General features: G+C 39.3%; 23 protein-coding genes. All 23 read left to right on the forward strand.

From position 1 onward, the window contains the following. Positions 1–8 precede the first annotated feature (8 nt). The 23 genes from GN277_RS10875 to GN277_RS10985 all read left to right on the forward strand — a co-directional run bounded on the left by GN277_RS10875 (position 9) and on the right by GN277_RS10985 (position 25,813). A complete protein-coding gene (locus tag GN277_RS10875; RefSeq protein ID WP_159751053.1) occupies positions 9–797 on the forward strand; it encodes a phosphocholine cytidylyltransferase family protein in 789 nt (262 codons plus the stop codon). Positions 798–812: 15 nt separating this feature from the next. Next, positions 813–1,868, forward strand: a complete 1,056-nt coding sequence (gene rfbG, locus GN277_RS10880; protein ID WP_159751054.1) for a CDP-glucose 4,6-dehydratase — start codon at positions 813–815, stop codon at positions 1,866–1,868. Between the two features lie 50 nt (positions 1,869–1,918). Beyond that, on the forward strand, positions 1,919–3,004 hold the full coding sequence (locus GN277_RS10885) for a DUF4422 domain-containing protein (protein ID WP_159751055.1): 1,086 nt from the start codon (positions 1,919–1,921) through the stop codon (positions 3,002–3,004). Positions 3,005–3,187: 183 nt separating this feature from the next. Then, entirely contained in the window at positions 3,188–3,844 is a 657-nt protein-coding gene (locus tag GN277_RS10890) for a TylF/MycF/NovP-related O-methyltransferase (RefSeq protein WP_280178603.1), read from the forward strand. Between the two features lie 138 nt (positions 3,845–3,982). After that, positions 3,983–5,683, forward strand: a complete 1,701-nt coding sequence (locus GN277_RS10895; RefSeq protein WP_159751057.1) for an AAA family ATPase — start codon at positions 3,983–3,985, stop codon at positions 5,681–5,683. 568 nt (positions 5,684–6,251) lie between these two features. Further along, the gene (locus tag GN277_RS10900) at positions 6,252–7,565 is read left to right on the forward strand and encodes a zinc ribbon domain-containing protein (protein WP_159751058.1); all 1,314 of its coding nucleotides are present in this window, start codon (positions 6,252–6,254) and stop codon (positions 7,563–7,565) included. A 424-nt stretch (positions 7,566–7,989) separates the two neighbouring features. Then, positions 7,990–8,706: an IspD/TarI family cytidylyltransferase gene (locus GN277_RS10905; protein WP_159751059.1), complete on the forward strand. Its 717-nt coding sequence runs from the start codon at positions 7,990–7,992 to the stop codon at positions 8,704–8,706. Between the two features lie 63 nt (positions 8,707–8,769). Then, a complete protein-coding gene (gene glf / locus GN277_RS10910; protein ID WP_159751060.1) occupies positions 8,770–9,900 on the forward strand; it encodes a UDP-galactopyranose mutase in 1,131 nt (376 codons plus the stop codon). Next, positions 9,897–10,868 (forward strand): UDP-glucose 4-epimerase GalE, encoded by a 972-nt coding sequence (galE, locus tag GN277_RS10915; RefSeq protein WP_159751061.1) that lies wholly within the window; start codon positions 9,897–9,899, stop codon positions 10,866–10,868. The genes glf and galE overlap by 4 nt, the downstream gene beginning before the upstream one ends. A gap of 5 nt (positions 10,869–10,873) precedes the next feature. After that, entirely contained in the window at positions 10,874–11,959 is a 1,086-nt protein-coding gene (locus GN277_RS10920; RefSeq protein ID WP_159751062.1) for a DUF4422 domain-containing protein, read from the forward strand. 3 nt (positions 11,960–11,962) lie between these two features. Next, entirely contained in the window at positions 11,963–13,279 is a 1,317-nt protein-coding gene (locus GN277_RS10925; RefSeq protein WP_159751063.1) for a DUF4422 domain-containing protein, read from the forward strand. A 91-nt stretch (positions 13,280–13,370) separates the two neighbouring features. Further along, positions 13,371–14,654, forward strand: coding sequence for a glycosyltransferase family 8 protein (locus tag GN277_RS10930; protein WP_159751064.1), 1,284 nt, complete (start codon positions 13,371–13,373; stop codon positions 14,652–14,654). A gap of 31 nt (positions 14,655–14,685) precedes the next feature. Further along, positions 14,686–14,988, forward strand: a complete 303-nt coding sequence (locus tag GN277_RS10935) for a hypothetical protein (RefSeq protein ID WP_159751065.1) — start codon at positions 14,686–14,688, stop codon at positions 14,986–14,988. Continuing rightward, positions 14,963–16,633 carry a 2-dehydropantoate 2-reductase N-terminal domain-containing protein gene (locus tag GN277_RS10940; RefSeq protein WP_204162735.1) on the forward strand — a complete coding sequence of 557 codons (1,671 nt, stop codon included), beginning with the start codon at positions 14,963–14,965 and terminating at the stop codon, positions 16,631–16,633. The genes GN277_RS10935 and GN277_RS10940 overlap by 26 nt, the downstream gene beginning before the upstream one ends. 57 nt (positions 16,634–16,690) lie before the next feature. Continuing rightward, on the forward strand, positions 16,691–18,247 hold the full coding sequence (locus tag GN277_RS10945) for a glycosyltransferase family 8 protein (RefSeq protein ID WP_159751067.1): 1,557 nt from the start codon (positions 16,691–16,693) through the stop codon (positions 18,245–18,247). A gap of 2 nt (positions 18,248–18,249) precedes the next feature. Continuing rightward, positions 18,250–19,548, forward strand: a complete 1,299-nt coding sequence (locus GN277_RS10950; RefSeq protein ID WP_159751068.1) for a glycosyltransferase family 8 protein — start codon at positions 18,250–18,252, stop codon at positions 19,546–19,548. A gap of 38 nt (positions 19,549–19,586) precedes the next feature. Continuing rightward, entirely contained in the window at positions 19,587–20,762 is a 1,176-nt protein-coding gene (locus GN277_RS10955; RefSeq protein ID WP_159751069.1) for a hypothetical protein, read from the forward strand. Beyond that, entirely contained in the window at positions 20,710–21,750 is a 1,041-nt protein-coding gene (locus GN277_RS10960; RefSeq protein ID WP_204162736.1) for a methyltransferase domain-containing protein, read from the forward strand. The genes GN277_RS10955 and GN277_RS10960 overlap by 53 nt, the downstream gene beginning before the upstream one ends. Further along, positions 21,751–22,776 (forward strand): Gfo/Idh/MocA family protein, encoded by a 1,026-nt coding sequence (locus GN277_RS10965; RefSeq protein WP_159751071.1) that lies wholly within the window; start codon positions 21,751–21,753, stop codon positions 22,774–22,776. It begins immediately after the preceding gene. Positions 22,777–22,789: 13 nt separating this feature from the next. Then, positions 22,790–23,548: an acylneuraminate cytidylyltransferase family protein gene (locus GN277_RS10970; protein ID WP_159751072.1), complete on the forward strand. Its 759-nt coding sequence runs from the start codon at positions 22,790–22,792 to the stop codon at positions 23,546–23,548. Next, complete coding sequence (locus GN277_RS10975) at positions 23,526–24,305, forward strand: inositol monophosphatase family protein (protein WP_159751073.1); 780 nt, start codon at positions 23,526–23,528, stop codon at positions 24,303–24,305. Before GN277_RS10970 ends, GN277_RS10975 begins: the two co-directional genes overlap by 23 nt. Positions 24,306–24,317: 12 nt before the next feature. Further along, positions 24,318–24,905, forward strand: a complete 588-nt coding sequence (locus tag GN277_RS10980; protein ID WP_159751074.1) for an SIS domain-containing protein — start codon at positions 24,318–24,320, stop codon at positions 24,903–24,905. After that, on the forward strand, positions 24,905–25,813 hold the full coding sequence (locus GN277_RS10985) for an NAD(P)-dependent oxidoreductase (RefSeq protein ID WP_159751075.1): 909 nt from the start codon (positions 24,905–24,907) through the stop codon (positions 25,811–25,813). Before GN277_RS10980 ends, GN277_RS10985 begins: the two co-directional genes overlap by 1 nt. The last annotated feature ends 48 nt before the right edge of the window (positions 25,814–25,861 follow it).

The raw sequence follows: 25,861 nt of genomic DNA on the forward strand, positions 1-25,861 counted from the left end.
AAGGATAAGTGAAGGCGGTTATTTTGGCAGCGGGCCAGGGGACAAGATTAAAAAAGTACACAGAGAATCTGCCTAAAGGGATGCTGACATTTATGGGAAAGACCATTATTTCGCGTCAGATCGAGATGTATCGAAAATGCGGCATAGAGGATATCATTGTAGTGCGTGGATTTGCAGCAGAGAAGATTAGCTATGAAGGAGTCCGGTATTATACGAATGAGGATTATGCCAATACGAATATGGTGGAATCCTTGATGACGGCGAAAATAGAATTTGATGAGGATATGCTCGTCAGCTATTCGGACATCTTGTTTGAGGAGGAGATGCTGAGGACAATGATGAAAGCATCAGCAGATTACGTGGTAGCAGTTGACGACAACTGGAAAGAGTACTGGAAAAAGCGTTATGGAAGAATAGATTATGATACAGAAAGCCTGTCTATTGATGAGAACAATCATATCGTAGAACTGGGGTTAGAGAACCCTAAGGTTCAGGACATAGATGCAAGATATGTGGGGCTGCTTAAGTTTTCAAAGGAAGGTCTAAAGAGCATAGAAGCGCTGATGGAAAATGCTTATCGTAAATATGAAGATGAGCCATGGCAGCAGTCAGGAAAACCAGTGAGGAAAGCCTATATGACGGACTTATTGAACGCGCTTATTGAGTCAGGGAAGAAGGTTGAGGCAAAAAGGTTTTGTAACGGTTGGATTGAATTTGATACGAATGAGGATTATGAGAAGGCCTGTGAGTGGGCAGAAAACGGAAATATTCAAGAATTGATAGAGTTTACAATATAGGACAAGGTGAAAGGTATGAAATTTGATATAGGGTGTTATAAAGGAAAAAGAATATTTATAACAGGGCATACGGGGTTTAAGGGAGCATGGCTTTGTAAGCTGCTTTCTTATGTTGGCGCAGAAGTGATTGGGTATAGCTTGGAGCCGCCTACAAATCCCTCTTTGTTTTCTCTCCTGCAGTTGAACCATGACATTTGTTCCATTATTGGTGATATACGCGACAGGGATTACCTTATGAAGGTATTTAATGATTCAAAGCCAGAGATTGTTCTGCATTTGGCTGCTCAGCCCTTGGTAAGAGCTTCTTATCAGAATCCAGCATATACATATGAAACGAATGTTATGGGAACCGTCAATATTTTAGAGTGCGTCCGTCAAAGCGACAGGACGAAATCCTTTTTAAATATAACTACAGATAAAGTGTATCAAAATAAAGAATGGATATGGGGATACAGAGAGAACGAGGAGCTTAACGGGTATGATCCCTATAGCAATTCAAAATCCTGCTCCGAGTTAGTTACACATGCCTATAAAAATAGCTTTTTTTCAGCTTGCGGCGTGGGTATCTCAACGGCAAGGGCAGGCAATGTAATAGGCGGCGGTGATTTTGCAAACGACCGAATTATACCGGATTGTGTAAAGGCGGCTATGGACCATGATGATATCATTGTGAGGAATCCATATTCTACGCGTCCTTATCAACATGTATTAGAACCTCTTTATGCATATCTGATGATTGCAGCTATGCAGGAGGCAAAGCCTAAATATGCAGGGAGTTACAATGTTGGTCCGTCAGATGAAGATTGCTGTCAGACAGGGGAATTAGTTGATTTGTTTGTAAATAAATGGGGAGAGGGAATAAAATGGATCAGTCAAAAGGATGACGGACCTCACGAAGCAAATTACTTGAAGCTTGACTGTAGTAAGCTGAGAAATACATTTGATTGGAGACCTGTTTGGAATTTAAATACTGCTGTAGATAAGGTTGTTGAATGGAGTAAATGCTGGATAACAGGCGGAGATATCAAAAAGTGTATGGATAAGCAGATATGTGAATTTTTGAATTGTTAGATGGGGCAGATGAGAGAAAAAATTAGCAATAATAAGGTTAGGATAAGAATATGGAATTAGCAATCTATGGCGCTCAGGGACTGGCGCTTGGAGCTTATCAGGCGATATCCGATTTATTACCATCAAGGGTGATTAAATGCTTTTTAGTAACAGAACAGGGGATTAATGCGAAGACGCTATTAGGGCTTCCTGTTTTGGAGTTAAAAAATTTTGCACAAACTCTTTCCGATAAAGAAAAGACAGAAATTGAGATTCTGATTGCAACTCCCGAAGATGTTATGCCAGAGATAGAAAAATGTTTGGATGAAATAGGGCTATGCTGTCATGTTAGATTAACTTCCCTCCGGTGGGCAGAGCTTATGGGATATCATACTGTAAAAAATAAAAAGTTTATGCCTTTATCAGCGTTTCCCATAGGATATCATAGGGCAAAGCTGTGTGTTTTTATGGCAAAATCCTGTAAAGACAAGCCATTGTCAAATAAATATGAGTTATCTGAATGGATTAAGCCTATACAAGTTGGAACGGCGTTATTAAGCCAATCGGCTTCAGGTTTTTCGGATAATAGCGGAGATCATATATCTTATAAAAATGGAAATTATTCAGAATTGACTGCATTGTATTGGATATGGAAAAACTGTATTAACAGAGAGGCTGGGGAGGAGAAGCAAGAGTACTATGGATTATGTCATTATAGGAGAATATTAAATCTGTCTGATGACGACGTACTTAGATTAACAGACAATGACGTAGATGTGGTTCTGCCTTTTCCAATGCTGTATGAGCCGAATATTGAAGAACATCACAAACGGTATGTAAAGGATGAAGACTGGCGCACATTAATTGAGATTTTAGAAAGGCTGTATCCTGAAAATATGTCAATGTTTACGGATATAATGCTTCAGCCATATTTTTATAATTACAATATCATAATTGCGCGGAAAGAGGTTCTAAACGATTATTGCAGGTGGTTATTTCCTATTTTGGAGAACTTAGAAGAACTAAGTACTCCAAAAGGAACAGACCGAAATGATCGATATATTGGTTATATAGGAGAGACGCTGTCTACGTTTTATTTTATGTCAAATAAAAACAAACTCAATATTGTACATACAGGATGCAGATTTCTGTCATAGGAATGTGGAATATTGGAATGAAGACGATATATTACGGCAAGTTTTAGTATTTGGATACAGGAGAATATATGAAGGCAATTATATGGGGATGCGGAGATTTTGGCAGGAGGGTGCTGCCAAATCTAATAGCGCAGGAGGAGTATGAGGTAGTTTTGATGTATTAATGATTGTAGTGAGTAGCTCTTGTTCTGTGAAACAGATCAAAGACTACGCATTACGGTTAAATATTCCGAAAGAAAAAGTAATAGATGTTTTTTTGTTGACCAAAGGATTTCTTTCATGAAAGGGTATGCAGAATGGATAAACAGCAGAAATATAGAAGGAAATGTTGCGGAATGCGGCGTATTCAGAGGTGATTCTGCCAAATTTATAAACCGTTATTTCCCAAACAGAAAGTTATATTTATGCGATACTTTTGAGGGATTTGATTATGGTGATCTGCAATATGAAAAAGGAGAGAATAATCAAAGCTTTAATCAAAGCAAATTTGCAGACCAATCTTTTTTCGCAGAGACGGGAGTTGATTTTGTCATGAGTAAGATGATATACCCAGAGAAAGTTGTAATAAAAAAGGGATATTTTCCAGAAAGTGTACTTGATGTTAAGGATCGCTTCTGTTTTGTGAATCTTGATATGGACTTGTATATTCCAATGCTAAATGGTTTAAGATTTTTTGGGGATAAGATGGTTTATAACGGCTGTATCTTGCTGCACGATTATTTTTCTGATGTTTTTACAGGAGTCAGACAGGCGGTAGATATGTTTGAACAGGAAAGAGGAATCAATATAATAAAGACTCCGATTGGAGATGGATGCAGTATGGCGTTAATTCGTAATTAATTAGGCTTTAAGCATGACAAAGAAAACCTTATTTTATAGTATACAATGAGCAGCAGATAGGCTATAATCGGATATAGATGCAGTACAGATTGAGAAAATCAAGATACAATGTGAAAGCTATAAAAAGGATGTGAATGTATGGACAGAACCGTAGGGATTGGACTGCAGGATTTTGAAAAGGTGCGGATGAAGAAAATATTTTATATAGATAAAACGCATTTTATCAAAGAATGGTGGGAAGCAAATGACGATGTGACATTGATTGCCCGTCCAAGAAGATTCGGGAAAACTTTGAATATGAGTATGCTGGAGAAGTTTTTTTCTGTTAAATATGCCGGACGAAATGAGTTGTTTGAAGGGCTGTCCATATGGAAGGAGGAGGAGTACAGGAGGCTGCAGGGAACATATCCTGTGGTGCTTCTTAGTTTTGCCAGTATTAAGGAAAATACCTTTGCAGAGGCTAGAAAAAGTATATGCCGGACAATAGAAGAACAGTTTAATAAGCATGACTACTTGCTAAAAGGTTGTTTGCTGAATGAAAAAGAGAAGGAATTCTATCAGGAAGTTACGGCATATATGTCGGATAGTACTGCTTCTGCGGCGCTGCGTTCACTAACAGATTTTTTGAGCAGATATTATGGAAAAAGGGTGATTATCCTATTGGATGAATATGACACACCCTTGCAGGAGTCATATGTAAATGGATATTGGGATGAAATGGCCAGCCTAATCAGAAGTATGCTAAATGCTGCGTTTAAGAGCAATCCATATCTCGAACGGGCGGTTATGACAGGGATTACGAGAGTCAGTAAGGAGTCCATCTTCTCTGATTTGAACAATCTGGAGGTAGTTACGACAACCTCAGATAAATATGAAGTCGCCTTTGGCTTTACGGAAGAAGAAGTCTTTGCAGCATTGGATGAATATGGAATGTCAGATAGGCAGGTGGATGTAAAGAGATGGTATGATGGTTTTACATTTGGAAACAGGACAGATATTTACAACCCATGGTCTGTGATTAATTATCTGAGTAAAGGAAAGCTTCGCGCTTATTGGGCAAACACCAGCTCAAACAGTCTGGTTGGAAAATTAATCCAGGAGGGAACGAAAGATGTAAAGGTGTCATTTGAGAAGCTTTTTTCCGGTGAGCATTTGTATACACAGATTGATGAGCAGATTGTATATAACATGCTGGATGAAGATGAAGCGGCAATCTGGAGTCTGTTGCTTGCCGGTGGGTATCTGAAGGTCATTAAAGTGGGAGAACATTCAGAAACAGGATTTAGCAGTACTGCCCTTAACTGCGAGCTGGCAATCACAAATCTTGAAGTAAGGCTGATGTTTGGCGGAATGATACATGGGTGGTTTGCTGGAAATCTGTCAAATTATAATGCTTTTATTAAAGCGCTGCTTCTGGGTGATATAGATGCAATGAATGATTATATGAATGAAGTTACACAGGCTATGTTTAGTTATTTTGATACGGGCAAAAATCCATCAAAAAAGGAACCGGAGAGATTCTACCATGGATTTGTGTTGGGACTTATGGTAGAGCTTGCTGATAGATATATCATTACTTCCAACAGGGAGAGCGGTTTTGGACGGTATGATGTTATGATGGAGCCAAAACAGCAAAATGACGACGCAATGATTCTGGAATTTAAAGTACAGAATAATAGATATGAAGAAGCTTTGTCAGATACGGTAGAAGCGGCCTTAAAGCAGATTGAAGCTCAAAAGTATGAGGCGGTTTTAGTTGCTAAGGGGATTGCAAAAGAGCGGATACGCAGGTACGGATTTGCTTTTCGGGGGAGTGAAGTATTGATTGGGGCAAACTAAATATACCGGAGGAAACTACAATGAAATCATCCTCCAGGATAAAAATGTAAATGAGGGTATGATTGGCAGCAGTTTGAAACTGTTGTCGGAAATGTTACCTAGAGGACGATGGAGCAAAGAATATTCTGAAATACAGCTTTGCATGTTATAAAAAAAGCGGTGCAAGGTAATGTTGGAACAAAAATAAATTAAATGAAAATATATGAAAGCTCTGGGGCAGGTTTGTTTCAGGGCTTTTCATGACCTGATATAAAATGAACCGATATCTGCGGGGAGGTAGAGGAGCATAGATCATACGCTTATGGAGGAATTCCTGCGGCGTCGTCTATGGTGCTTAAAGTAAGAAAGGCAGTCCGGGAACCCAGGTTTACTTAAGAAGTAAAAGAGATTACGAAAATGTATACTTTTTCGTAATGGTACATTTCACATAAATTCTCAACTATTCTAATATATTATCGACAAAAAGTCAATAAACTTAATCTCTATTTTTTGTAGTATATGTCTAAATAATTTCCCATGGAAAAGATTACGAAAAAGTATACCTTACTGGACGGAGTCCGAATAAAATATGCCAACAGACAGAGTATGTAAGACCATTCATCAGTATAATAAAGAACCGATTAAAGAGGCAGATATGGAGAAGCTTCTGGAGATTGCTAAGGATTACAAGAAGGTGAAGAACTATGTATATTCACGCTTTGGAGGTATCAATGGCTTATCCAAGCTCTATCCAGGATATACGGTGCAGAATGAAATGACAAACAGTGGATATCGCGAAGCATTAGGGATGCCGTCAGTATACTTCTATCTGGCGATTTTCGATGCGTTGGGCGATATCAAGCTTCAGTGGACCAGAACAAAAACGAAGATTTCCAAGCTGATGAATCAGAATGAAAGCTTTACAGAGGAGGATAAGCATTATCTGAGGTTTTTGATTAAGGTGAGCAATGGGTTTGAAGAAGTTCTGAACCAGAAAACGGTTGAACTGCCCAGGACACTACAGAAGCAGTATAGTGAATTGGCGGCGAAAGTTGACGCAGAAAGGCTTAACCGTTATCTGTGCAGGCAGGTGAGAAAGCATCACGTAAAGCTGCATACGGACAGAGCAGACGGCTTCGCTATAGCGGAGAGGGCTTATCGTTATGCAGATCATGGAATCTATATTTCCATAAAAGAGAAACGGAAAAGAATCTTTGTACCGCTGACAGACCATAACCAGTATAAAAGTCAGCTCTATATTAAGCTATATCCAAAAGAGAGTTGCATTAAAATTAAAGTACCGGTGAATGTTGCGGTTCGCGAACATGAGGATTACAGGAACCAGGTAGGAGTGTCGTTAGGGCTTTATACGATGCTGACAACAGATGAAGGCCATCATTATGGCGATGAGCTGGGAAGGTATCAGATTGAATATGCAGACTGGATTCGTGAGCAGACAAGGATTTATAACCGTAACAAGAATGAGAACTGTGGAAGGAAGAAGTACTATGGAAAGAAGAAGCGCTTGGAAGAACAACTGCACAGTTACATCAATCAAGAGTTAAACCGTTTCCTAAGAGACGAGAAGCCGCGGACCGTCTATATTGTAAAGCTGCCGAAGCCCCAGGCAGGCGGCGTGAATAAGAGGATTAATCACTCCATAACGCAGTGGCAGAGAGGCTATATCAGGAAACGCCTGGCACAGAAATGTAAGGAGCATGGGGTAGAGCTGGTACAGGTTTTGGGTAAGGAGATCAGTAATGAATGCAGCGGGTGCGGCGCAGCAGGAAAAAAGAGAGACGGATATTTTATCTGCTCAAATTGCGGCTGTCGCATAGAAGAAAAGACGAATACGGCAAGGAATGTGCTGATGAGGGGAGCGTCGGGAAAGACGGTGAATTAAGTCATAAGAACATTGATTCAGATAAATGCCGGTGATGAGCCGGAATTTTACCTGTGTGAAGTATGAGGACTGAAGAAAATGTTCCTGATATAAAAAATAATGAACGGCATTAGAAGGCAAAAATATTGCGTATTGGGTATGCCAGGACCTGGGGAACATAGGAGGCTGTGATGTACCTGGGAGCGAAGCAGAAAGAGAAGCTGCATCGTCTGTTATAAAGGCAATAAGATTAAGAGGGTATGCAAGTATATCCATTTAGAGAATTGCAGGAGTGAACAGATGACCAATGTATCTTATTTAAAAATAGTGCAAGGCATTTAAAGTATATGTGCCTTATTTATTAATATTATTTCTGTATAAAGGCGTCGGCGTCTACACAGTTATGAAGGTCAGTATGACTAATAACATATAGGGGGAGAAAAATATGGCAATAGCGTTAATATTTGCCGGTGGGACGGGAAAAAGAATGAATACCCGTTCAAAGCCGAAACAGTTTTTGGAGATTCACGGGAAACCAGTTATTATATATACCCTGGAACATTTTGAATACCATGAAGGTATAGAGAGCATTTTAGTTGTCTGTGTAAAAGAATATATTGAGGAATTAAAAGGATTATTGAAACGGTTTGATATTACAAAGGTAAAGAAAATCGTTCCAGGAGGAGAGACCGGTCATGATTCAATTTATCAGGGTCTTTTGGCAATGGGAAACTTTACTCAAAAGGACGATATTGTATTGATACATGACGGAGTACGTCCATTAATTGATGAAGAACTGATTACATTGAATATTGATACAGTAAGGAAATACGGAAATGCTATTACATGCGAAGCAGATAAAGAGAGTCAGATAAGGAGTCTGGATGGAAGAACTGTATTCGAGATGCCGCCAAGGGAGCAGATGTATACAGCCAAGGCGCCGCAGTCATTTTATTATGGCGCCATTAAAATGCTGTATGAGATGGCGGAGAAAGACGGGATAAAAAGCATTGATTCTGCGCAGCTTTGCAGTCTGTATCATAAGGAGTTATATATGGTGAAAAGTACCAGCAATAATATGAAAATAACAGAGCCAGCAGATTTTTATATATGTCGCGCTTTGTATGATGCACAGGAGGGACAGCAGGTATTTGGAATATAGACAAGTACGATTTGAAAGTGACAGGAGAACCAATTATGATACAGAACTGCGAGGAAATAGAAAATGTATGATTATCTTGTTGTAGGTGCAGGGCTGGCGGGAAGCGTTTTTGCCAGATTCATGACAGATAAAGGGAAAAAATGCCTTGTGATAGACAGACGGAAACATATAGCAGGGAATATATACAGTGAACAGATGGAGGGAATAGAAGTTCACAAATACGGTCCGCATATTTTTCACACGGATAATGATAAAATATGGGAATTTGTAAATCGATTTATATCGTTTAACCATTTTATATACAGTCCATTGGCAAATTATAAAGGCGAACTTTACAATCTTCCTTTTAACATGAATACTTTCCATGAATTATGGGGTGTACGCACGCCCAAAGAAGCAAGAGAGAGAATTGAGCTTCATAAGAAGGAAAGTGGAATAAAAACACCGACCAATTTAGAGGAACAGGCAATTATGCTTGTTGGAAGGGATATTTACGAAAAGCTTGTTAGAGGATATACCGAGAAGCAATGGGGGAGACCATGCAAGGAACTTCCATCATTTATCATAAAAAGGCTTCCAGTACGGTTTACCTTTGACAATAATTACTTTAACCATCCCTACCAGGGGATTCCAATTGGCGGATATACAAAAATGGTGGAGAAAATCCTTGCAGGGATTGAAGTTAGACTCGGAACAGATTATTTGGCAGAGAGAGCGGTATATAAAGGCGCAGCGAAAAAAATTATTTATACGGGTCCTATTGATGAATATTTTGGTTATCGTTTTGGAGAACTGGAATATAGGAGTTTGCGCTTTGAGACAGAAACGCTTGATACGGACAATTATCAGGGTGTAGCAGGGATGAATTATACAGATGCAATAATACCCTATACAAGGATTATTGAACATAAACATTTTGAATTTGGAAAAGGTAATCCGAAAAAGACAGTTATTACAAGAGAGTATTCTGAACAGTGGGAGAATGGCAAAGAGCCTTATTATCCAGTAAATGATGAGAAAAATATCAGGATATATGAAAAATATCTAAAAGAAAGCAAAAAAGATAGACATGTCATTTTTGCAGGGCGATTGGGAAAATATCAGTATTATGATATGGACAAGGTAATTGCAGACGTTTTAAAGACTGCAGAAAAAGAAGCATATTTAAATTTTGGAAATGGAGAACAGATATGATACTTGTTACGGGCGGTGCCGGGTATATCGGCAGTCATATTAATAAAAAGCTTCATCAGAATGGGTATGGAACAGTAGTGTTTGATAATTTGGTTTATGGACATAGGGAAGCCGTAAAGTGGGGAACCCTGGAAGTCGGAGACTTATCGGATACAGACAAGCTGGAAGATATTTTTATGAAATACAATATAGACGCAGTGTTTCATTTTGCGGCGTATGCTTATGTAGGGGAGTCCGTCAAAAATCCACAGAAGTATTATAACAATAATGTGGTAAACACGCTGCATCTCTTAGATACAATGGTGAAATATAACGTGAAGCATTTTATTTTTTCATCAACCTGTGCAACATACGGTGTACCAGAAGAACTGCCGATAACTGAGGAAATGAAGCAAATACCTATAAATCCTTATGGAGTATCGAAGCTGATGATTGAAAGAATATTGGAAGATTATCATAGAGCATATGAGTTGAATTATTGTTGCCTGCGTTACTTTAATGCAGCAGGGGCAGATCCTGAGAGCGAAATCGGGGAAAGTCACACACCGGAGACCCATCTGATTCCGCTGATTCTTGCTGCGGCGGCAGGGGACAGAGAGAATATTAGGGTATTCGGTACAGACTATCCTACAAGGGATGGAAGCTGCATAAGGGATTATATTCATGTGACAGATCTTGCTGATGCCCATGTAAAGGCGATGGACTATTTAAAAAATGGAGGAGAAAGTACCTGTTTTAATCTTGGTAATTGTACTGGAAACTCTGTTCTGGAAGTGATAGGAGCTGCAAAAGAAATAACAGGAAAGGATATTCCTGCGGTATTTGATGAAAGGCGTCAGGGTGATCCGCCGATATTGGTTGGTAGTGCAAATAAAGCGGAAAGGGTTTTAGGGTGGAAGCCGCAGTATAGGGATATAAATACAATCATGGAACATGCATGGAAGTGGTATTGCATTAAAAGGTATTAGAGTAAATGGTATATCAAGAATTAATAGATAACTTCAATAAATTAGATTCAATATATCTTTATGGCGCAGGGGTGGTAGCTTACGGTGCGTATAAGGCGATACAGGAACTTTTTGGAATAAAAGTAAATGGATTTTTGGTGACAGACAAGGATAATCAGTTGGAGCGAATTGATGATATACCGATTCATGCATTTAAAGAAATGCAGATAGGAAATGACAATTTGATCATGATTGCCACGCCAGAAGAATATCATGACAGCATCGAACAGGCATTACAGAAACAGGGAATTTTAAATTATATTAAGCTGGATTCCCATATGGAATATGTTCTGATGGGTAAGTATATGAAAAAGGTTTGCGGACTCAAGCTGATAGAAGATTATCAGACATACGAGATAGATACTTTCACGTCCATAGGCATATATAAAGTAGTCAGCCATATGGACAGAAAATTAATCAGAGCATATAGAGAAGCATCCTGGATAAAAGAAATTCAAGTGGGAACTGTCCTGACAAAGGAAAGGCTCGCGGACATTACGGACGAAAGATGTGGTAGCCTTTCAGAACAAAATGCGTTATATGGGGAATTGTCAGCAACTTATTATGCATGGAAGTATGGCATATATGATGTGACAGGAATATTTCATTACCGGAGGATTCTTAAGGTTACTGGAGAACAGATGCAGTTGCTGAAAGACAGAAAGATAGATGTAATATTGCCGTTGCCATTTGTTTGTTATCCTGATGCATCAGGTCAATACAGAAGATATCTTCTGCAGGCTGATATTGACATTATGCTGGAAGTAATAAAAGAACGGGATAGAGAGCATTTTAAAGAAATATTGGATATTTTGAAAATACCTTATCTGTATAATTATAATATGTTGATTGCAAGAAAAGAGGTATTTGATGATTATTGCAGTTGGTTGTTCCCGATTTTAAAAGAGACGGCATATCGGTGCGAGATGCAAAGGGAAAAACGTCTGTCAAGATATATTGGCAGAATAGGAGAGGTGTTGACATCTCTGTATTTTATGCAAAATATGAAGAAATGGAAGATTGCTCATGCTGAAAAGATATGGAGGGTGTGAGGAATGGAGATGGGAAATACGATATTTAACAAGAAAATAGTAAAAAAACGTGTAATCATTTATGGTGCGCATCTTGTGGCAAGTGAAGTGTATCAGTGTTTACGGAAACACAGGCCAGACATCAAAGTCGAGACATTTGCGGTCACAGATGTGGAAGATAATCCGGATGTTTTAGAGGGAATAGTTGTTAAGAGAATTTCAGATTTGGAGGCTCATCCGTATCCATATATATTGATTGCTATGCCGGAAAAATATCATGAAGAAGCGATTCGCACACTTGAAACTCTGGGCTTTATGGACTTTGAAAAAATTGGCTTGAAGAAGGTTTCAATTTTAAAGGGAAAAGACATGATACAGGATATAAATAAAAACAGTAAGAAGTTTTTTCTTGCAGAAAGTTTATATGATTATAGTTGGCTGGATATTTTTGAAAAAGATGGATTTGGAAATAAAAAAGAGGATAGGCATTACAAATTTACGATTCTGACTAGACTGTCAGATACGGGGTTGCTGGAAAAATTGGAAAAACTAGATTTTAGGAAAGATTACGAGAGGCTTCTTGGTCCGTATCTCAGTCTGGAACAATTAGAAACAGCCGACGACAAAAGTATTGGTCTGGACGAGAGCCATGTGGCTGTTTATATGGTAACTTGTCAAAAGGATAAGGCGCTTAAAGCAAAATATCAGCCATATCGGTATGTACATCCTTTGCAGGCTGGGGCGGTATTGGTTGATATACAAAGAACACGATTGGCAGACGATATGGGAGAGAATATCTCAGAGAAAAATATGTCGTTTGCAGAAATGACAGCTATGTACTGGATTTGGAAGAATGCACCGTCCACGAAGTATAAAGGATTGTGTCATTATCGCAGACATTTTGTGATGAATGAGAAACAAGCAGAGGAATTAGAACGAAACAATATTGACGTGGTACTTACTACTCCCAGACTTGTATTGAATGGGATAAAGGAAATGTTTCTTTCTGATACGCCGGTAAAGGAGGATGTATTTGAGAATATGATGAATTCGCTGCAAGATATGGCGGGGAACACGTATGCGGATTATGCAAAAAGGTACTTTGACGGTTTCTTTTATTATCCTAATAATATGTTAATTGCAAAAGAAAAGATATTTAATGACTATTGCAATTGGATTTTTTCAATTTTGTTTTGTATGGAACAAAATGATTTAAAAAATCATGTTGTTAAAAATGACAGGCATATTGCTTTTGCAGCAGAGCTTTTAACGTCTTTGTATTTTTCCTTTCATAAGGATGATTTAAAAATTGCTGTGACAGATTATCTTTTTTTAGAATAGGGCAGATTCTGTTTCAGGTCTGGAATAAGAAAGGTCTTTGGATTGTGGTAATAAAATATAAATTTTGACGTCATAAACAGAAGGGGTAGAAATGAATATTTGTGTAACGGTTAATTCAAAATATATGAAATATACATACGTTATGTTGCAGTCGTTATATGAGAATAATGAGAGAGGGAGTATTGAGCTGTATGTATTACAGAGGGATTTTACTCCAGAGGATAAAGAAGCGATAAAAGATATTTCAGTGAAATATGATAATCGGGTACATTTTGTTTGGATGGATCCAGAACAGTTTAATACAATGCCAATAAACCTAATTGAAGGAACCACTCTTTCGATGGAAATATTTTTTCGTTTGCTGATACCAGAGGTCTTTCCAATGCTGGACAAGGTATTGATGCTGGATGTAGATATTGTAATTAATGGAAGCTTGAAAGAGCTGTATGATATGGATTTGGATGGCGTCTGCCTGGCTGCTGCGCCTAATTTATGTACAGGGCAGCAAGTTCCTGTAAGCTTCCGCTCCTGGTATCCAAAGAGCAGAACCAGGTGGACTCATTTTAATACAGGCATACTTTTGTGGAATTTGAAATATTTCAGGGAGAATTATCCCAGAGAATATATTTTTAAACAAGCGCAAACAAAAAAGATCGAAACCATGGCTTTTGAAGAGGAACTGTTCAATGTATTGTTTGGAGAAGACAAAATTTTGGAATTAGATCCGCTTAAATGGAACTATATTACAACGTATGAAGATATTTTTCGTGGAAAGTTCCGTCACCATCTGGAAGAAACAAAGGAAGAACTGCGCAGGAAGCATACAGTCATTCATTTTTTGGCGAGCAATCCCTGGGGTACCGGATTCAAAAATGATAGTTACCGTCTGTGGTGGGAGTACGCAGAGAGAACACCGTATTATCATAATTTGTGTAAAGAACAGATTGAGAGAATGGAGTTTGGCCAGTCAAAAGAAAAAATATCTTTGGAATATAAAACGACTGTTCTTGAGAAATTGTTTCGGTTGAAAGGAACCGGCGAATTAGAAGAAATTATCAGAAAAAGGGGGATTCAGTATATTTATTTGTATGGGGCGGGAGTAATGGCGGAATTGTTTTATGCCGCATTATGTGCGGAGCAGGCTCAGAATTATGTTGCAGGCGTTTATGATAAGAGAAAGCAAGGTAAATTTCAAGACATGTCTATTGAATATCCAGACGCTAAATCATTTCAGAACATAGAAGATCTCCATGAAGATAAAGAGATCATTGTCCTTGTCACACCATCCTATGAAGCGGATGAAATAAAAGAAGAATTACTTAAAAGAATGCAGGGACGGCTAGAGGTGCTTACATTAAAAAACTTGTTGGAATAACAAAGTGAAGTTGTTTTGAGAGAGGATTGTAATGTTTCTATTGTTTTTATTACAGAATTTTTATAATGAAAATCTGAAATGGTATGTCATTCATTATCTCAGATTTTGTTATCGTTTTAGAGGACTTTTGATTACAAATGAATGGTATCAGGATGAGGTGAAAGACAGCATACTGAGATTATCGTTGGAACTGAATGTGGACGAATCAGAATTACATGATACGATTTTTATTCACTATCTGCCAGATCAATTTTACGAAGATGGAAGGAAGAATTATGGAGGAGACACGGAGTTTTTTCTGCATTTATTTGAAAAAAAGAGATTTAAGATTTGAAAATTATTTGGTTCCAATTATCGAGGAAGCAGAAAAGAAGATGCCTATCAAAGGAATGATTTGTTTTGGTCAGGGGTATATGAGTTTGAATACCATTGCTGAAAGAAAAGGAATTAAAATCATTAAAGAAGATATTTCTCCGATCAGGGAACGGCAAGGGTGTACGCAGACTTTGTTTTGGGCAAATATGGAGGGGAAATTATATCATTCCGATGAATGCCAGCGAAGATATGAACGATTTTTAGCGGAAAGATCAGATATCCCGATTTTTTCAAGAGAAGAATTGCTGGCATTGTTCGTGCAAGAAGAAGCGCTTCCGATGATTCCTTTGATGCGGGCGCAACCGAAGTATGAAATAGGGATCGCGCAGACGGGTATGTCTTTTATTCCGCATATTTTCACGGAGACTAGAACAATAGATGAAGATCTTGAGTGGGAATGCGAACGACTCTATGGGCGGGGTGATATTGCAATTCGACCGCACCGGTATAAGTTTTCAGCAGCAGAATCGTTAGACAACCGTGCAGATATAGATTCCTTTGTCTTAAGCTGCAAACGGGTAACGAGTGTGAGCTCTAATGCTCTGATAACAGCAATGATGTGGAACCGAGTAGCGTGTTGCAAGGAAAACCTACTGTCTGGCTCCTTTATGGCTGAGAAGGATTTTCAATCGGAGAAGGTTGTGGATTTAAAATTTCTGAACTATTTAATTTTTGCGTTTCAAGTTCCAGGTTTTGAGTTGTTTTTCAATCAGGACTATTGGGAATGGCGTTTCACCTATCCTGCTGAGAGCGAAATCTATAAAAAGCATTTGGAAATATGTCTGGAAAAGGCGGGAATTACAAGAGAGATTTTTAAGCTTAGTCATGACGAACGAATGCGGTATCTATTGCGTTTAAGAGGATGCGATGAATATCTGATTAATGATATCTGTACATATAGCGAGAATCAGCAGGTAGACTATTATATGCCTGTATCGCTGCTTCTTTTGGGAGCCAGGAAGTACTATTGCCGGAATATCAGTCAGGATGGATTCATCCATAGCACTTGGCATGTGGATGCGGCGGATGAGATGCCATATTTTTCCATTGATTTGATGGGAGGAGTGGGAGCATATATTCGGAGTTTCAAAATTTGCATTTATGACACAGAGGGTACAGTGGCATATGAGAAGACGATTTCTGGGGTTGAGTATATGCTGCCGTCGGAGATGCTGAAGGTTTCTTTTCAAATAAAAGGGCAATACACTATTTGTGCAAAATGGAATTATCTTAACACTATGGATTTTTTAAAATACTCGGCACAAGAACGTGGATGTTCTTCAGACATAGCAATTTATAGGCCTAAGTTCCCGCAGGCGTATTTTAAGAAAGGTACGCAGATTGTGTTATATGGGGCAGGAGCTGTAGGAAAGCATTATTATAAACAACTACAACAGATGGGCGACTGCAAGATTATTTTATGGGTCGATCAAAAATATGAGCAGTGTGTACAAAACGGATTACCTGTTTCAGCAGTTGAGAAGATTCAATCAGTTGAGTTCGATTATGTCTTAGTTGCGGTGAAAGACAGAGGAATTGTTAGGGAAATCATCGAAACGTTAAGCAAATTAGGAATTGCCAGAGACACGATAGTGTGGACATAGGGACAGCTTCTTTGCTGTGCTGCTGTTATAGGGAAACTGTTAAAGGAGTAGAGATACATGAGTGAAACATTCCATTTATTGTTGTCTGCGAATAAATCCTTTATGGAGCAGAGCGTTGTATGTATGAGTTCTATTTTACGGAATAATCAGGGAAGGAATCTTCATTTCCATATTTTACACAGTGAAATAGAAAATGAAATATTGGAACAGGTCAAAATTTGGATACAAAGGGAGTCTAATCTGGCGGAAATTTCGTTTTATTTTATTCATCCGGATTCTTACTTTTTTCCAGTGAAGCCGGGGGATACCATTTCTTGTGAAACTTATTTCCGAATTCTGGCTGCCGAGCAACTGCCTTGTGAATTGAATAAAATTTTATATGTGGACGGTGATACGATTTGCCTTGGAGATCTGACAGAGCTTTGGGAAACAGAGCTCGATGGGTATGCGGCGGCCAGCCGGGAAGCACCGGTTCCAGCATACAGGAAGCGTAACTTAGGGATGAAGGAGCAGGACTTTTATTTCCAAGCAGGCGTTATGTTAATTAATCTGGTATGGTGGAGGGAGAATGATATTGCAAAGAGAATACTGAATTTCATAAAACTGCATCCGGATATTTTACCAAGATGGGATCAGGATGCATTGAACGCAATACTCTCAGGAAGGGTGAAAAAATTTCATTCAAAGTGGAATGTATGGCTGGATACGCTATTACCAGAGCAATGGGAAAAAGAGAATCCAATTATTGTGCATTATACAGGTTCGCAATTATTCAAGCCTTGGTTTAAAAATTCTATCAGTGAATTCCAATCACTGTATTTGGAGTACAGAAAAGACACCCCATACTATGATAGGGAGATGAAGATAAATAAATCATCACGTCTAAGCTTTCCATTCCAACTTGTGCCGTCAAATAGCCGGATTGTGCTTTATGGAGCCGGTCAGTTTGGAAAGGCATATTATCTGCAAAATATGAGATGCGGTTTTTGCAAGATAGTGTCCTGGGTCGATTATAATTTCGGCAAAGTGATATATGGAGAGCAGGTTCTGCCGCCTGCTGTGCTTTTGGACATAGATTATGACTGGATATTGATTGCTGTTTCGGCAAAGTCCATGGCAGATAATATAAAGGAAGAATTGGGGGGAATGGGGATTCCATCCGATAAAATTCTATGGAATTGTCCGGTTCTGCCCATGAAGGTCAATAAGTTGGAAACATATGAGCAATGGAAACAATATATCTTAAAAATCGACCGAATGGTGGTCTGTGGATTAGATAAGGTTACAATGGCATGTCTGATGACTTTTGAGAGACATTCCCTTCAGAAAAAAGTAACAAAGATTTTAATACCTGTGCATTTGAATGAGTTGAAAGAAATAATGGGAATTGAGATGCAGGCTTTAGATGAGTTTCAGAACAGCGCTCAATCTGTCTTACTTGCTGTGAACGACCGGTTCCATGCCGGTTGGCTGACGGAGTTATATGACCGGGGCTGCAAAGAGGTTTACTTGCTTACGAATGACTGTTATCTGCAGATTAAGTGCTTGGCATATCCCTGTTATGAGGAATTAATACAGGTGAACCGACAAAATATAAAGCAAAAGGAGATTTGAAGATGGCGGTAATGAATGTTTGTGTAACAGTCAATTCAAAGTATATGAGATACTTGTATACAATGCTATTGTCTCTGTATAAAAATAATAATAAAGGAAGTATTTTCCTTTATGTGATTCAACGTGATTTTACGGAGAAGGACAAAAAAGATATCTTGGATTTGACAGAAAAATACGGTAACCACGTGGAATATATCTGGGTAGATGAACACAAGTTTGATTCTATGCCTGCCCATAGGGAAGATAGAGAGAACCTGTCGCTGGAAATCTATTTTCGGCTGTTGATTCCTGAGCTTATACCCGATACTGTAGACAGGATTTTGATGCTGGATGTTGATGTTGTTGTCAATCACAGTATAAAAGAATTGTTTGCGATGGATATGGGAGAGAAGTGTTTGGGCGCTGCTCCTAACATGTGCGCTAATTTTATAGTTGATAAAAATTTCAGAAAATGGTATCCGAAAGAGCGCACACATTGGATTCATTATAATACAGGAATTCTGCTGTGGAATTTGAAAAGAATCAGGGAGATTTATCCAAGAGATTACTTGTTTCAGATGGCATTTAAGTACAAAATAGAAATCTCTACTTTTGAAGAGGAATTATTTAATATAGAGTTTGGTGAAAAGGATATCCTTGCATTGGATCCTCTTAAATGGGATTATATTTCAACTCGTGTGAACAAGTTTATTAAACCTAATTTTAAAAAATATGAATCACTGGAGGAATTAAAGAGTGGCTGTTCGATTGTTCATTATGCTGGGCTAAATCCCTGGGAAACGGGGGCAAAGGATAAGAGTTTTTCTCTTTGGTGGGATTATGCAAAGGAGACTCCCTATTACTATGCTTTTTTGGAAGAACAGCTTGAGAGGACGGAGGCATATATAAGTAAAAAAAGCAAGGATGTGGATCAAGAGATTGACGTGCAGACACTTTCTTTGCTGTTTCGTTTTAAGGGAACAGAAGATTTGAAACGATTATTAAATGAAGAAAAAGCGGCGCTATATCTGTGGGGGATGGGTGAAATGGGAGAGCGCTTTTACAAGCTACTCAAATCTGTAAATTTACAGGGAAAGCTTGTCGGTGTGATTGATGAAAAAAAGAGTGGAATGTTTCATGGCTTAGAAATAATGAAAAAAACGGATGTCTTGGAGCATATTGCAGGGAAGAAAAGCAAGATTATTGTGACACCGATAAAGAACCAGTGCGAATTTGTGGATGTCCTTGCTAAATCAATGCCTTTAAATATAGAAGTTGTAGGTTTGAGAGATTATTTAATAGGGCTATCTAATGAATTATAAGAGTAAGTTGAAAATATTGTCTAATGGGTGGATAAAGGATGGAGATGGATATGGATGAACATCGGCTGTGGAGTATGGGATATTTTTTAGAACAAGAAAAAGCATGGTTTATTGATTTTCATACGAATGATTTATATGTGTGGAATTTAGAATCCGGACGGTTATCTTGGATTGTTCGTTTCCCTTTTGAAGAATCAAGTTTTAAGAGCCATCCAACATGTGTGAAATGGAAAAATGATATTTTTGCTTTTCCTGATATAGGAGAAGATGTATGGGTCTATCATATGGAGTCAAAAGAGTTTTCTAAGATTTCTATTGGAAAGCGTAGAGCAAAGCGGTATGAATCACGCAGTCCGATGATACAAGGGGATGATATATGGTTTCCTGTATGCGGACGGTTTGGTGTGTTTGAACCACAGATTTTGCATGTGAACGCAAGAACCCATCAGTATGGATGGAGCGGAAGTATTATGGAAGGTGGTCTATGTATTGAAACAGTATATAAGGAGGGGTATATTTATATGGCCTCCTCGCAAGATCATATCATTTATGTATTTGATACGGGAAGAAACCAATGCGGCTTCTATAATATTGATGAGCTGGACGGAGGCATAGAAACCGTTTGCGATGCAGGAAGGGAGCTCTGGTTAAGTGACCGTACTGGAAAAATCGTATGTTGGGATACAGTTTTACGGCATACAACGCGAACGGATATTTTGCCGTTTAGTTCTGCATTGGGCTGTAAGCAGAAAATAGACGGTCCTTTTTTGCAGAGCAGATATGTGAATGGATGGGTATGCTATATTCCAGCCTATGCGAATCCTTTGAGGCTGCAGGATGTGATTATGTTTGAAGAGTCCAGTTTATCGTTTAAGGCAATGCCGTTCATTTCTTCAAAAGATGTGGATGGCAATTATATATTAACGCAGTTTGTAACAAATGATGGAAAAATCGGGATATGGACTGAAAAGGGTAATAGTATCCTTTTGTTAGACACGAAGCAAGGTCATAGTGCAGAAAAAAAGCAGCTTTTATCAAAAAAAGACAGTAATCTTCTACGGATACGGTCACGTTCGTTAAGAAGTGAAGAAACAGTAGAATGGGATATTTCATGTTTTTTGGATATGATCAAGGATAAGCGGCTACAATTCGGAAAAAAGGATGCCCTGGAAGATAGGGTGGGAACAGAAGCTTACAAGACAGCCTGCCTATAGAATCAGAAAGGAGAGTAAGATGTTCACTTCATTTGATTATTACGAACAAGCAGAAAAGCTGGTCCCACCTCTAAAAAATCCATCCCTGTTTGAACGGGAACAGAATATTATAAAGAATTTTGCAGAGAGTGCGCATACAGTAGAAGATTGGAATACGGGATGTCCTTTTTGCAAAGAGAAGGAATACAAACTCTTTTTTACTAAATGGAAGGTACCCTATTATAAATGTCCCAATTGCTTCAGTATATATGCTGGTATAGACGGCGAGGAACTAAAGCGATACAAGAAAAATGAGGCGCTGGCCGCCCTTCGCTTGGACTGGGAATATCAGTCGGACACCAGTAACCGCAGAACGATATTGTGGAATGATTTGCTTGACTGGTATCGCTTTCGGTGTTTCCGATACCTTGGAAAAAATCAGAATCTAAAAATCCTTGATTTTGGAACGAGATATCGGGAACTGATACGGCTTATAAAGAATTCGGGTCTGGTTCACAGCTATGAGCTTAGAAATTCAATTCTTTCCATCAATGCAGATGAAAAAACAGAATCTGCGGATGTGGTTTTATGTATGGATTACATACAGATGGAATTTGTTCCTCTGCAATTTCTAAAAGAGGTTCATAAAAGTCTGAAAGACAACGGACTCTTATTCTTCAGCATCCGAATGGGCAGCGGAATAGATGTACTGGCCTTAAAAGAAAATAACAAAAGTATATTTCCATATGAGTTCAACTTGCTTCCAACCCCGAAGGGATTACGTATTCTTTTGGAACAGGCTGGATTCGAGGTTTTAGAACTGACGACTCCCGGAACAATGGATGTGAGCTATCTGCATGAGCAGGTAAACTCTTTGGAGAATGAGAATGCTTTCCTCTATTATTTCCTGAAAACGGCTGGAGCTGCTGAATTGGCAGAGTTCCAACGCTTTTTACAGAAAAGCGGCCTGAGTTCTTATGCCCAGTTAGTAGCCAGAAAGGAGAAGTAAATGGAGACAAAACTATCAAGCGTGATTATCGGGTTTGGGATAATGGGAAGGATCCGGTATCACGCAATGCAGCGGCATGGTGGGTATGAGATAAGGGCTATATGTGATATCAGGTCCGAGGTGAGGGAACAGATGCCAGACGGACTTTTTGTCTACTCAGATTGGAGGACATGTATAGATGAGCAGGAGCCCAAAGTGGTCATTGTATGCGCGGTCAATAAAATGATACCGGAAATTGTGTGTTATGCGCTGAAAAGAGGCTGTGCGGTTTTTTCTGAAAAACCTCCCGGAAGGACATTAGAGGACGCGCTTAAGATACAGAAGGTGTATAACGAATGTGGGATAACATTAAAATTTGGTTTTAACCATCGATATCATAATTCCGTTATCGAGGCGAAAGCTTTGCTCGATTCAGGCTTGCTTGGAGAGGCTGTGTGTGTGCGGGGGGTCTATGGAAAGGCAGGCAATGAACATTTTGCCGAGGAATGGAGAAATAATAAGGAGATTTCGGGGGGAGGGATTCTGTTAGATCAGGGAATCCATATGCTTGACTTGATGCGTTATCTTCTAGGGAGCGAGTTGTATGTAAAGAGTGGTATAGTAAATAATCTTGTATGGAAAGAATTGGAGACAGAGGATTCGGCTATTGCCTTATTGGAGACGGAGCGTCATCAGATTGCTTCTATCCATTCCAGCGTCCTGCAGTGGCGTCATAAGTTTGATATGGATATTTTATGCACAAACGGATATATAGCGCTGAACGGACTTCTGACGAATTCAAAAAGCTATGGTGAGGAATCTATTACATATTATAAAAAGGATTTGCTGGCGGAGAGCGGAAAGCTGGGAAGGCCGAAAGAGCATACAATGTGTTTTAATGAGGATTTTTCCTGGGATAAAGAGATGGATGAATTTTATGAGGCTGTGACAAATCAAAAACCAATTGTGCATGGAACGATGGATGATGCAGTGAAAACCATGCAAATTGTGACAGATATCTATAAACTTGCGGAGAAAAAAGGATAACAGGAGGAAAGAAATGGTTGTTGCGTTGATTTTGGGAAGGGGCGGTAGTGTTGGATTTCCAAATAAAAATGTATACCCTGTAATGGGAAGGGCTATGATGGAATATGTGGTTTTGTCTGCGCTCCATACGGAGGAAATTGATGAGATTTATGTATCAACGGATTCGGAGGAAATAAAGGCGATTGCCAGAAAATATGGGGTACATATTATTGACAGGCCGGATTACCTGTGTACAAAAGAGGCGCTGCATCAGGATGCAATGGTACATGGATATCATTTCATTAAGAATCAGGGCAAGGAAATCGAATTTATTGTACTGATGCAGTGCAATGCGCCGTTTATATTACCGGAACAGTTAAAAGAGGGAATCCGTGTTTTGAGAGCCAATGAGGAACTTGATTCGGCAGCCACTGTTTCAAAATACAATATGTTTTCGCCAACCAGAGCAAGAAGAATCGGTGAGGATGGTTTGATTCATTCGTTTGCTCCATTAGAATCGCTTTATGACCTTGATAGAATCAATTGCGATAAGGATTCACAGGGCGCTGTGTATTTTACGGATGGAACCTTTATTGTTCGCCCTCGTTGCCTGGAAAAGATAGAAGAAGGAATGCTCCCTTATCAGTGGATGGGGCAGAAGTCCTATCCCATCATGAATTGGGCGGGATTGGACGTTGATTTTTCGTGGCAGGTTCCGCAGGTGGAAGTGTGGCTGAAAGAAAGCGGATTTACGGAAGATAAGTTGCCATATGAAAGGAATTGCCATGTATGAGAGAGAGTTGGTTCTGGCAAAACAGGCGGCGATAAAGGCAGGAAAAGCTTTGAAGGAAAAAACATGCATGGGTATCAAGAATTCTATGGACAAAGATTTAAAGACAGTAGCCGATCAGATGAGCGAAAAAATCATCGTAGATATATTGAGAGCGACAGACTATTCAATCTTGTCGGAAGAAGCCGGCATAATAGAGGGAAATCAAGACTATCGGTGGATTATTGATCCTTTGGATGGAACTGTGAACTATATAAAAGGAATGGATGAATTGGCCTGTGTTTCCATCGCACTGTATCAAAATATACAGCCAGTGTTTGGCGTTGTATATCGGTTTATGTCGGATGAGCTTATCTATGGGGTTGTTGGTCAAGGTGCGTTTAAGAATGAAGAAAGGATTCTTCCGTCATCAGAAAAAAGGGTGGCTCAGGCAGTGATGGCGACCGGTTTTCCGGTAAAAAGAGATTACAGCACGAAGAGCCTTTCCTCTTTTATACAACAGGTGCAAAAGTTTAAAAAAGTGCGTATGCTGGGCACAGCGGCGATAATGAGCTCTTTCGTTGCGGATGGGCGCATAGATGCGTACTTTGAAGATGAGATCATGCTATGGGATGTTGCTGCGGCAAAAGCAATCGTAGATGCGGCAGGCGGAATTACGAATCTGGTTTTATTGAATGATAATAAATGTAATTATAAAGCATTTGCAAATAAGGAGCTATGGAATGATTTTTGTAGTCTGGGATTAAATGGAGTTGGGTAAAGGAGAATGGAAATGGGACAACAATTGCGGGAATATTTTTCGGATATTCATTCGGCGCTTTGTTCGTTGATTGTGACGGACGGGGTGGGGAAAGAGATGGCTCAAGATGAAGGGATGAGAAAATGGATTGAGCGTATTAAGAAGGTGAGGGAAGCTTCCGGCTGTATATTTTTGTGTGGGAATGGAGCAAGTGCGGCGATAGCGGAGCATTTTTCACACGATTTTTTCCAAAATGGAAAAATACGTACAGATACGTGTTCCGAGACGGCTCATATAACGGCGATCAGTAACGATATCGGTTACGAGAGGGTGTTTGCCTATCGAATTGAACGCCTGATTTGTGAGAAGGATCTATTAATTACAGTATCTTCGTCAGGAAATTCTCCAAGTGTAATAGAAGCAATAAAAGCGGCAAAGGAAAAAAGCGCGTTTGTAGTGACTCTTTCTGGAAAGAAAAAGGATAATTTGTCAAGGCAGATGGGGAATCTCAATTTTTATGTCCCGTTAGACACATATGGAATGGTAGAATCAGCACATGCAGTTCTGCTTCATAGCGCGTTGGATCTATTTTTAGATGAGATGGAAGGAGGGCGGCATTGATGAAAGTGGCAGTAGGTGCATCATCTTTTTCTCAGAGCAGTGACAGAGCGCTTCGTTTATTGACGGATAAAGGAATTGAGGTTGTAAAAAACCCTTATGGAAGAAAAATGACAGTGGATGAGACTATACGGCATCTACAAGGTGCAGATGGACTTTTAGCAGGCTTGGAGCTCCTAAATGAAGATGTGTTAAGCAAAGCCCCTACGTTGAAAGCCATTGCCAGGATTGGTATCGGAATGGACAATGTGGATATAGAGGCGGTAAAGCGAAGAAAAATCGCACTGTCAAACACTCCGGATGCACCGACGGAGGCTGTAGCAGAGATGACTATGGCGGCGTTATTGGCGATTGGCCATAAGCTCATCCAGTGCAATGATGAGATGCACCGCAACATTTGGAAAAAGCATATCGGATTTTCTCTGAAAAACCTTAACGTGCTGTTGATCGGATATGGGAGGATTGGAAAGCGAGTAAAATGTATGCTGAATGTTTTTGGAAGTAACATAAAGGCGTATGATGAATACCTGTCGGGATATGATACGGATTTGGAACAAAAATTGGCGTGGGCGGATGTGATTTCACTTCATGCTTCGGGAAACAAAGAAGTTCTAACACCAGAGCGATTTGGAAAAATGAAGAATGGCGTTGTGATACTAAATAGTGCGAGGGGAGCATTGCTTAATGAGCAGGCGTTAGTGGAAGCATTAGAGAGCGGAAGGGTATCCTATTTTTGGGGAGATGTATTTTGGCAGGAGCCTTATGAGGGAAAGCTCCAAAATATAGAGAATGCGATTTTAACGCCGCATATTGCGACCTATAACAGCTATTGCAGGGAAACGATGGAAGTGGAGGCAGTAGAAAATCTGCTGTATGATTTGGAAATGGCCTTTGTAAGAATGGAGGGTTAAGAAAAGGGAACGGTTATATGAAAAATAGGAACTTATCGAGTAAGTAAA

Origin of the sequence: Sporofaciens musculi (assembly GCF_009830285.1) — a bacterium.
Taxonomy (GTDB): Bacteria; Bacillota; Clostridia; order Lachnospirales; family Lachnospiraceae; genus Sporofaciens; species Sporofaciens musculi.

Bases quoted from the DNA above. Each gene is read 5' to 3' on its own strand.
- rfbG (WP_159751054.1), top strand. From the start codon at position 813: ATGAAATTTGATATAGGGTGTTATAAAGGAAAAAGAATATTTATAACA.
- GN277_RS10885 (WP_159751055.1), top strand. From the start codon at position 1,919: ATGGAATTAGCAATCTATGGCGCTCAGGGACTGGCGCTTGGAGCTTAT.
- GN277_RS10895 (WP_159751057.1), top strand. From the start codon at position 3,983: ATGGACAGAACCGTAGGGATTGGACTGCAGGATTTTGAAAAGGTGCGG.
- GN277_RS10900 (WP_159751058.1), top strand. From the start codon at position 6,252: ATGCCAACAGACAGAGTATGTAAGACCATTCATCAGTATAATAAAGAA.
- GN277_RS10905 (WP_159751059.1), top strand. From the start codon at position 7,990: ATGGCAATAGCGTTAATATTTGCCGGTGGGACGGGAAAAAGAATGAAT.
- glf (WP_159751060.1), top strand. From the start codon at position 8,770: ATGTATGATTATCTTGTTGTAGGTGCAGGGCTGGCGGGAAGCGTTTTT.
- galE (WP_159751061.1), top strand. From the start codon at position 9,897: ATGATACTTGTTACGGGCGGTGCCGGGTATATCGGCAGTCATATTAAT.
- GN277_RS10920 (WP_159751062.1), top strand. From the start codon at position 10,874: ATGGTATATCAAGAATTAATAGATAACTTCAATAAATTAGATTCAATA.
- GN277_RS10925 (WP_159751063.1), top strand. From the start codon at position 11,963: ATGGAGATGGGAAATACGATATTTAACAAGAAAATAGTAAAAAAACGT.
- GN277_RS10930 (WP_159751064.1), top strand. From the start codon at position 13,371: ATGAATATTTGTGTAACGGTTAATTCAAAATATATGAAATATACATAC.
- GN277_RS10935 (WP_159751065.1), top strand. From the start codon at position 14,686: ATGTTTCTATTGTTTTTATTACAGAATTTTTATAATGAAAATCTGAAA.
- GN277_RS10945 (WP_159751067.1), top strand. From the start codon at position 16,691: ATGAGTGAAACATTCCATTTATTGTTGTCTGCGAATAAATCCTTTATG.
- GN277_RS10950 (WP_159751068.1), top strand. From the start codon at position 18,250: ATGGCGGTAATGAATGTTTGTGTAACAGTCAATTCAAAGTATATGAGA.
- GN277_RS10955 (WP_159751069.1), top strand. From the start codon at position 19,587: ATGGAGATGGATATGGATGAACATCGGCTGTGGAGTATGGGATATTTT.
- GN277_RS10960 (WP_204162736.1), top strand. From the start codon at position 20,710: ATGCCCTGGAAGATAGGGTGGGAACAGAAGCTTACAAGACAGCCTGCC.
- GN277_RS10965 (WP_159751071.1), top strand. From the start codon at position 21,751: ATGGAGACAAAACTATCAAGCGTGATTATCGGGTTTGGGATAATGGGA.
- GN277_RS10970 (WP_159751072.1), top strand. From the start codon at position 22,790: ATGGTTGTTGCGTTGATTTTGGGAAGGGGCGGTAGTGTTGGATTTCCA.
- GN277_RS10975 (WP_159751073.1), top strand. From the start codon at position 23,526: ATGAAAGGAATTGCCATGTATGAGAGAGAGTTGGTTCTGGCAAAACAG.
- GN277_RS10980 (WP_159751074.1), top strand. From the start codon at position 24,318: ATGGGACAACAATTGCGGGAATATTTTTCGGATATTCATTCGGCGCTT.
- GN277_RS10985 (WP_159751075.1), top strand. From the start codon at position 24,905: ATGAAAGTGGCAGTAGGTGCATCATCTTTTTCTCAGAGCAGTGACAGA.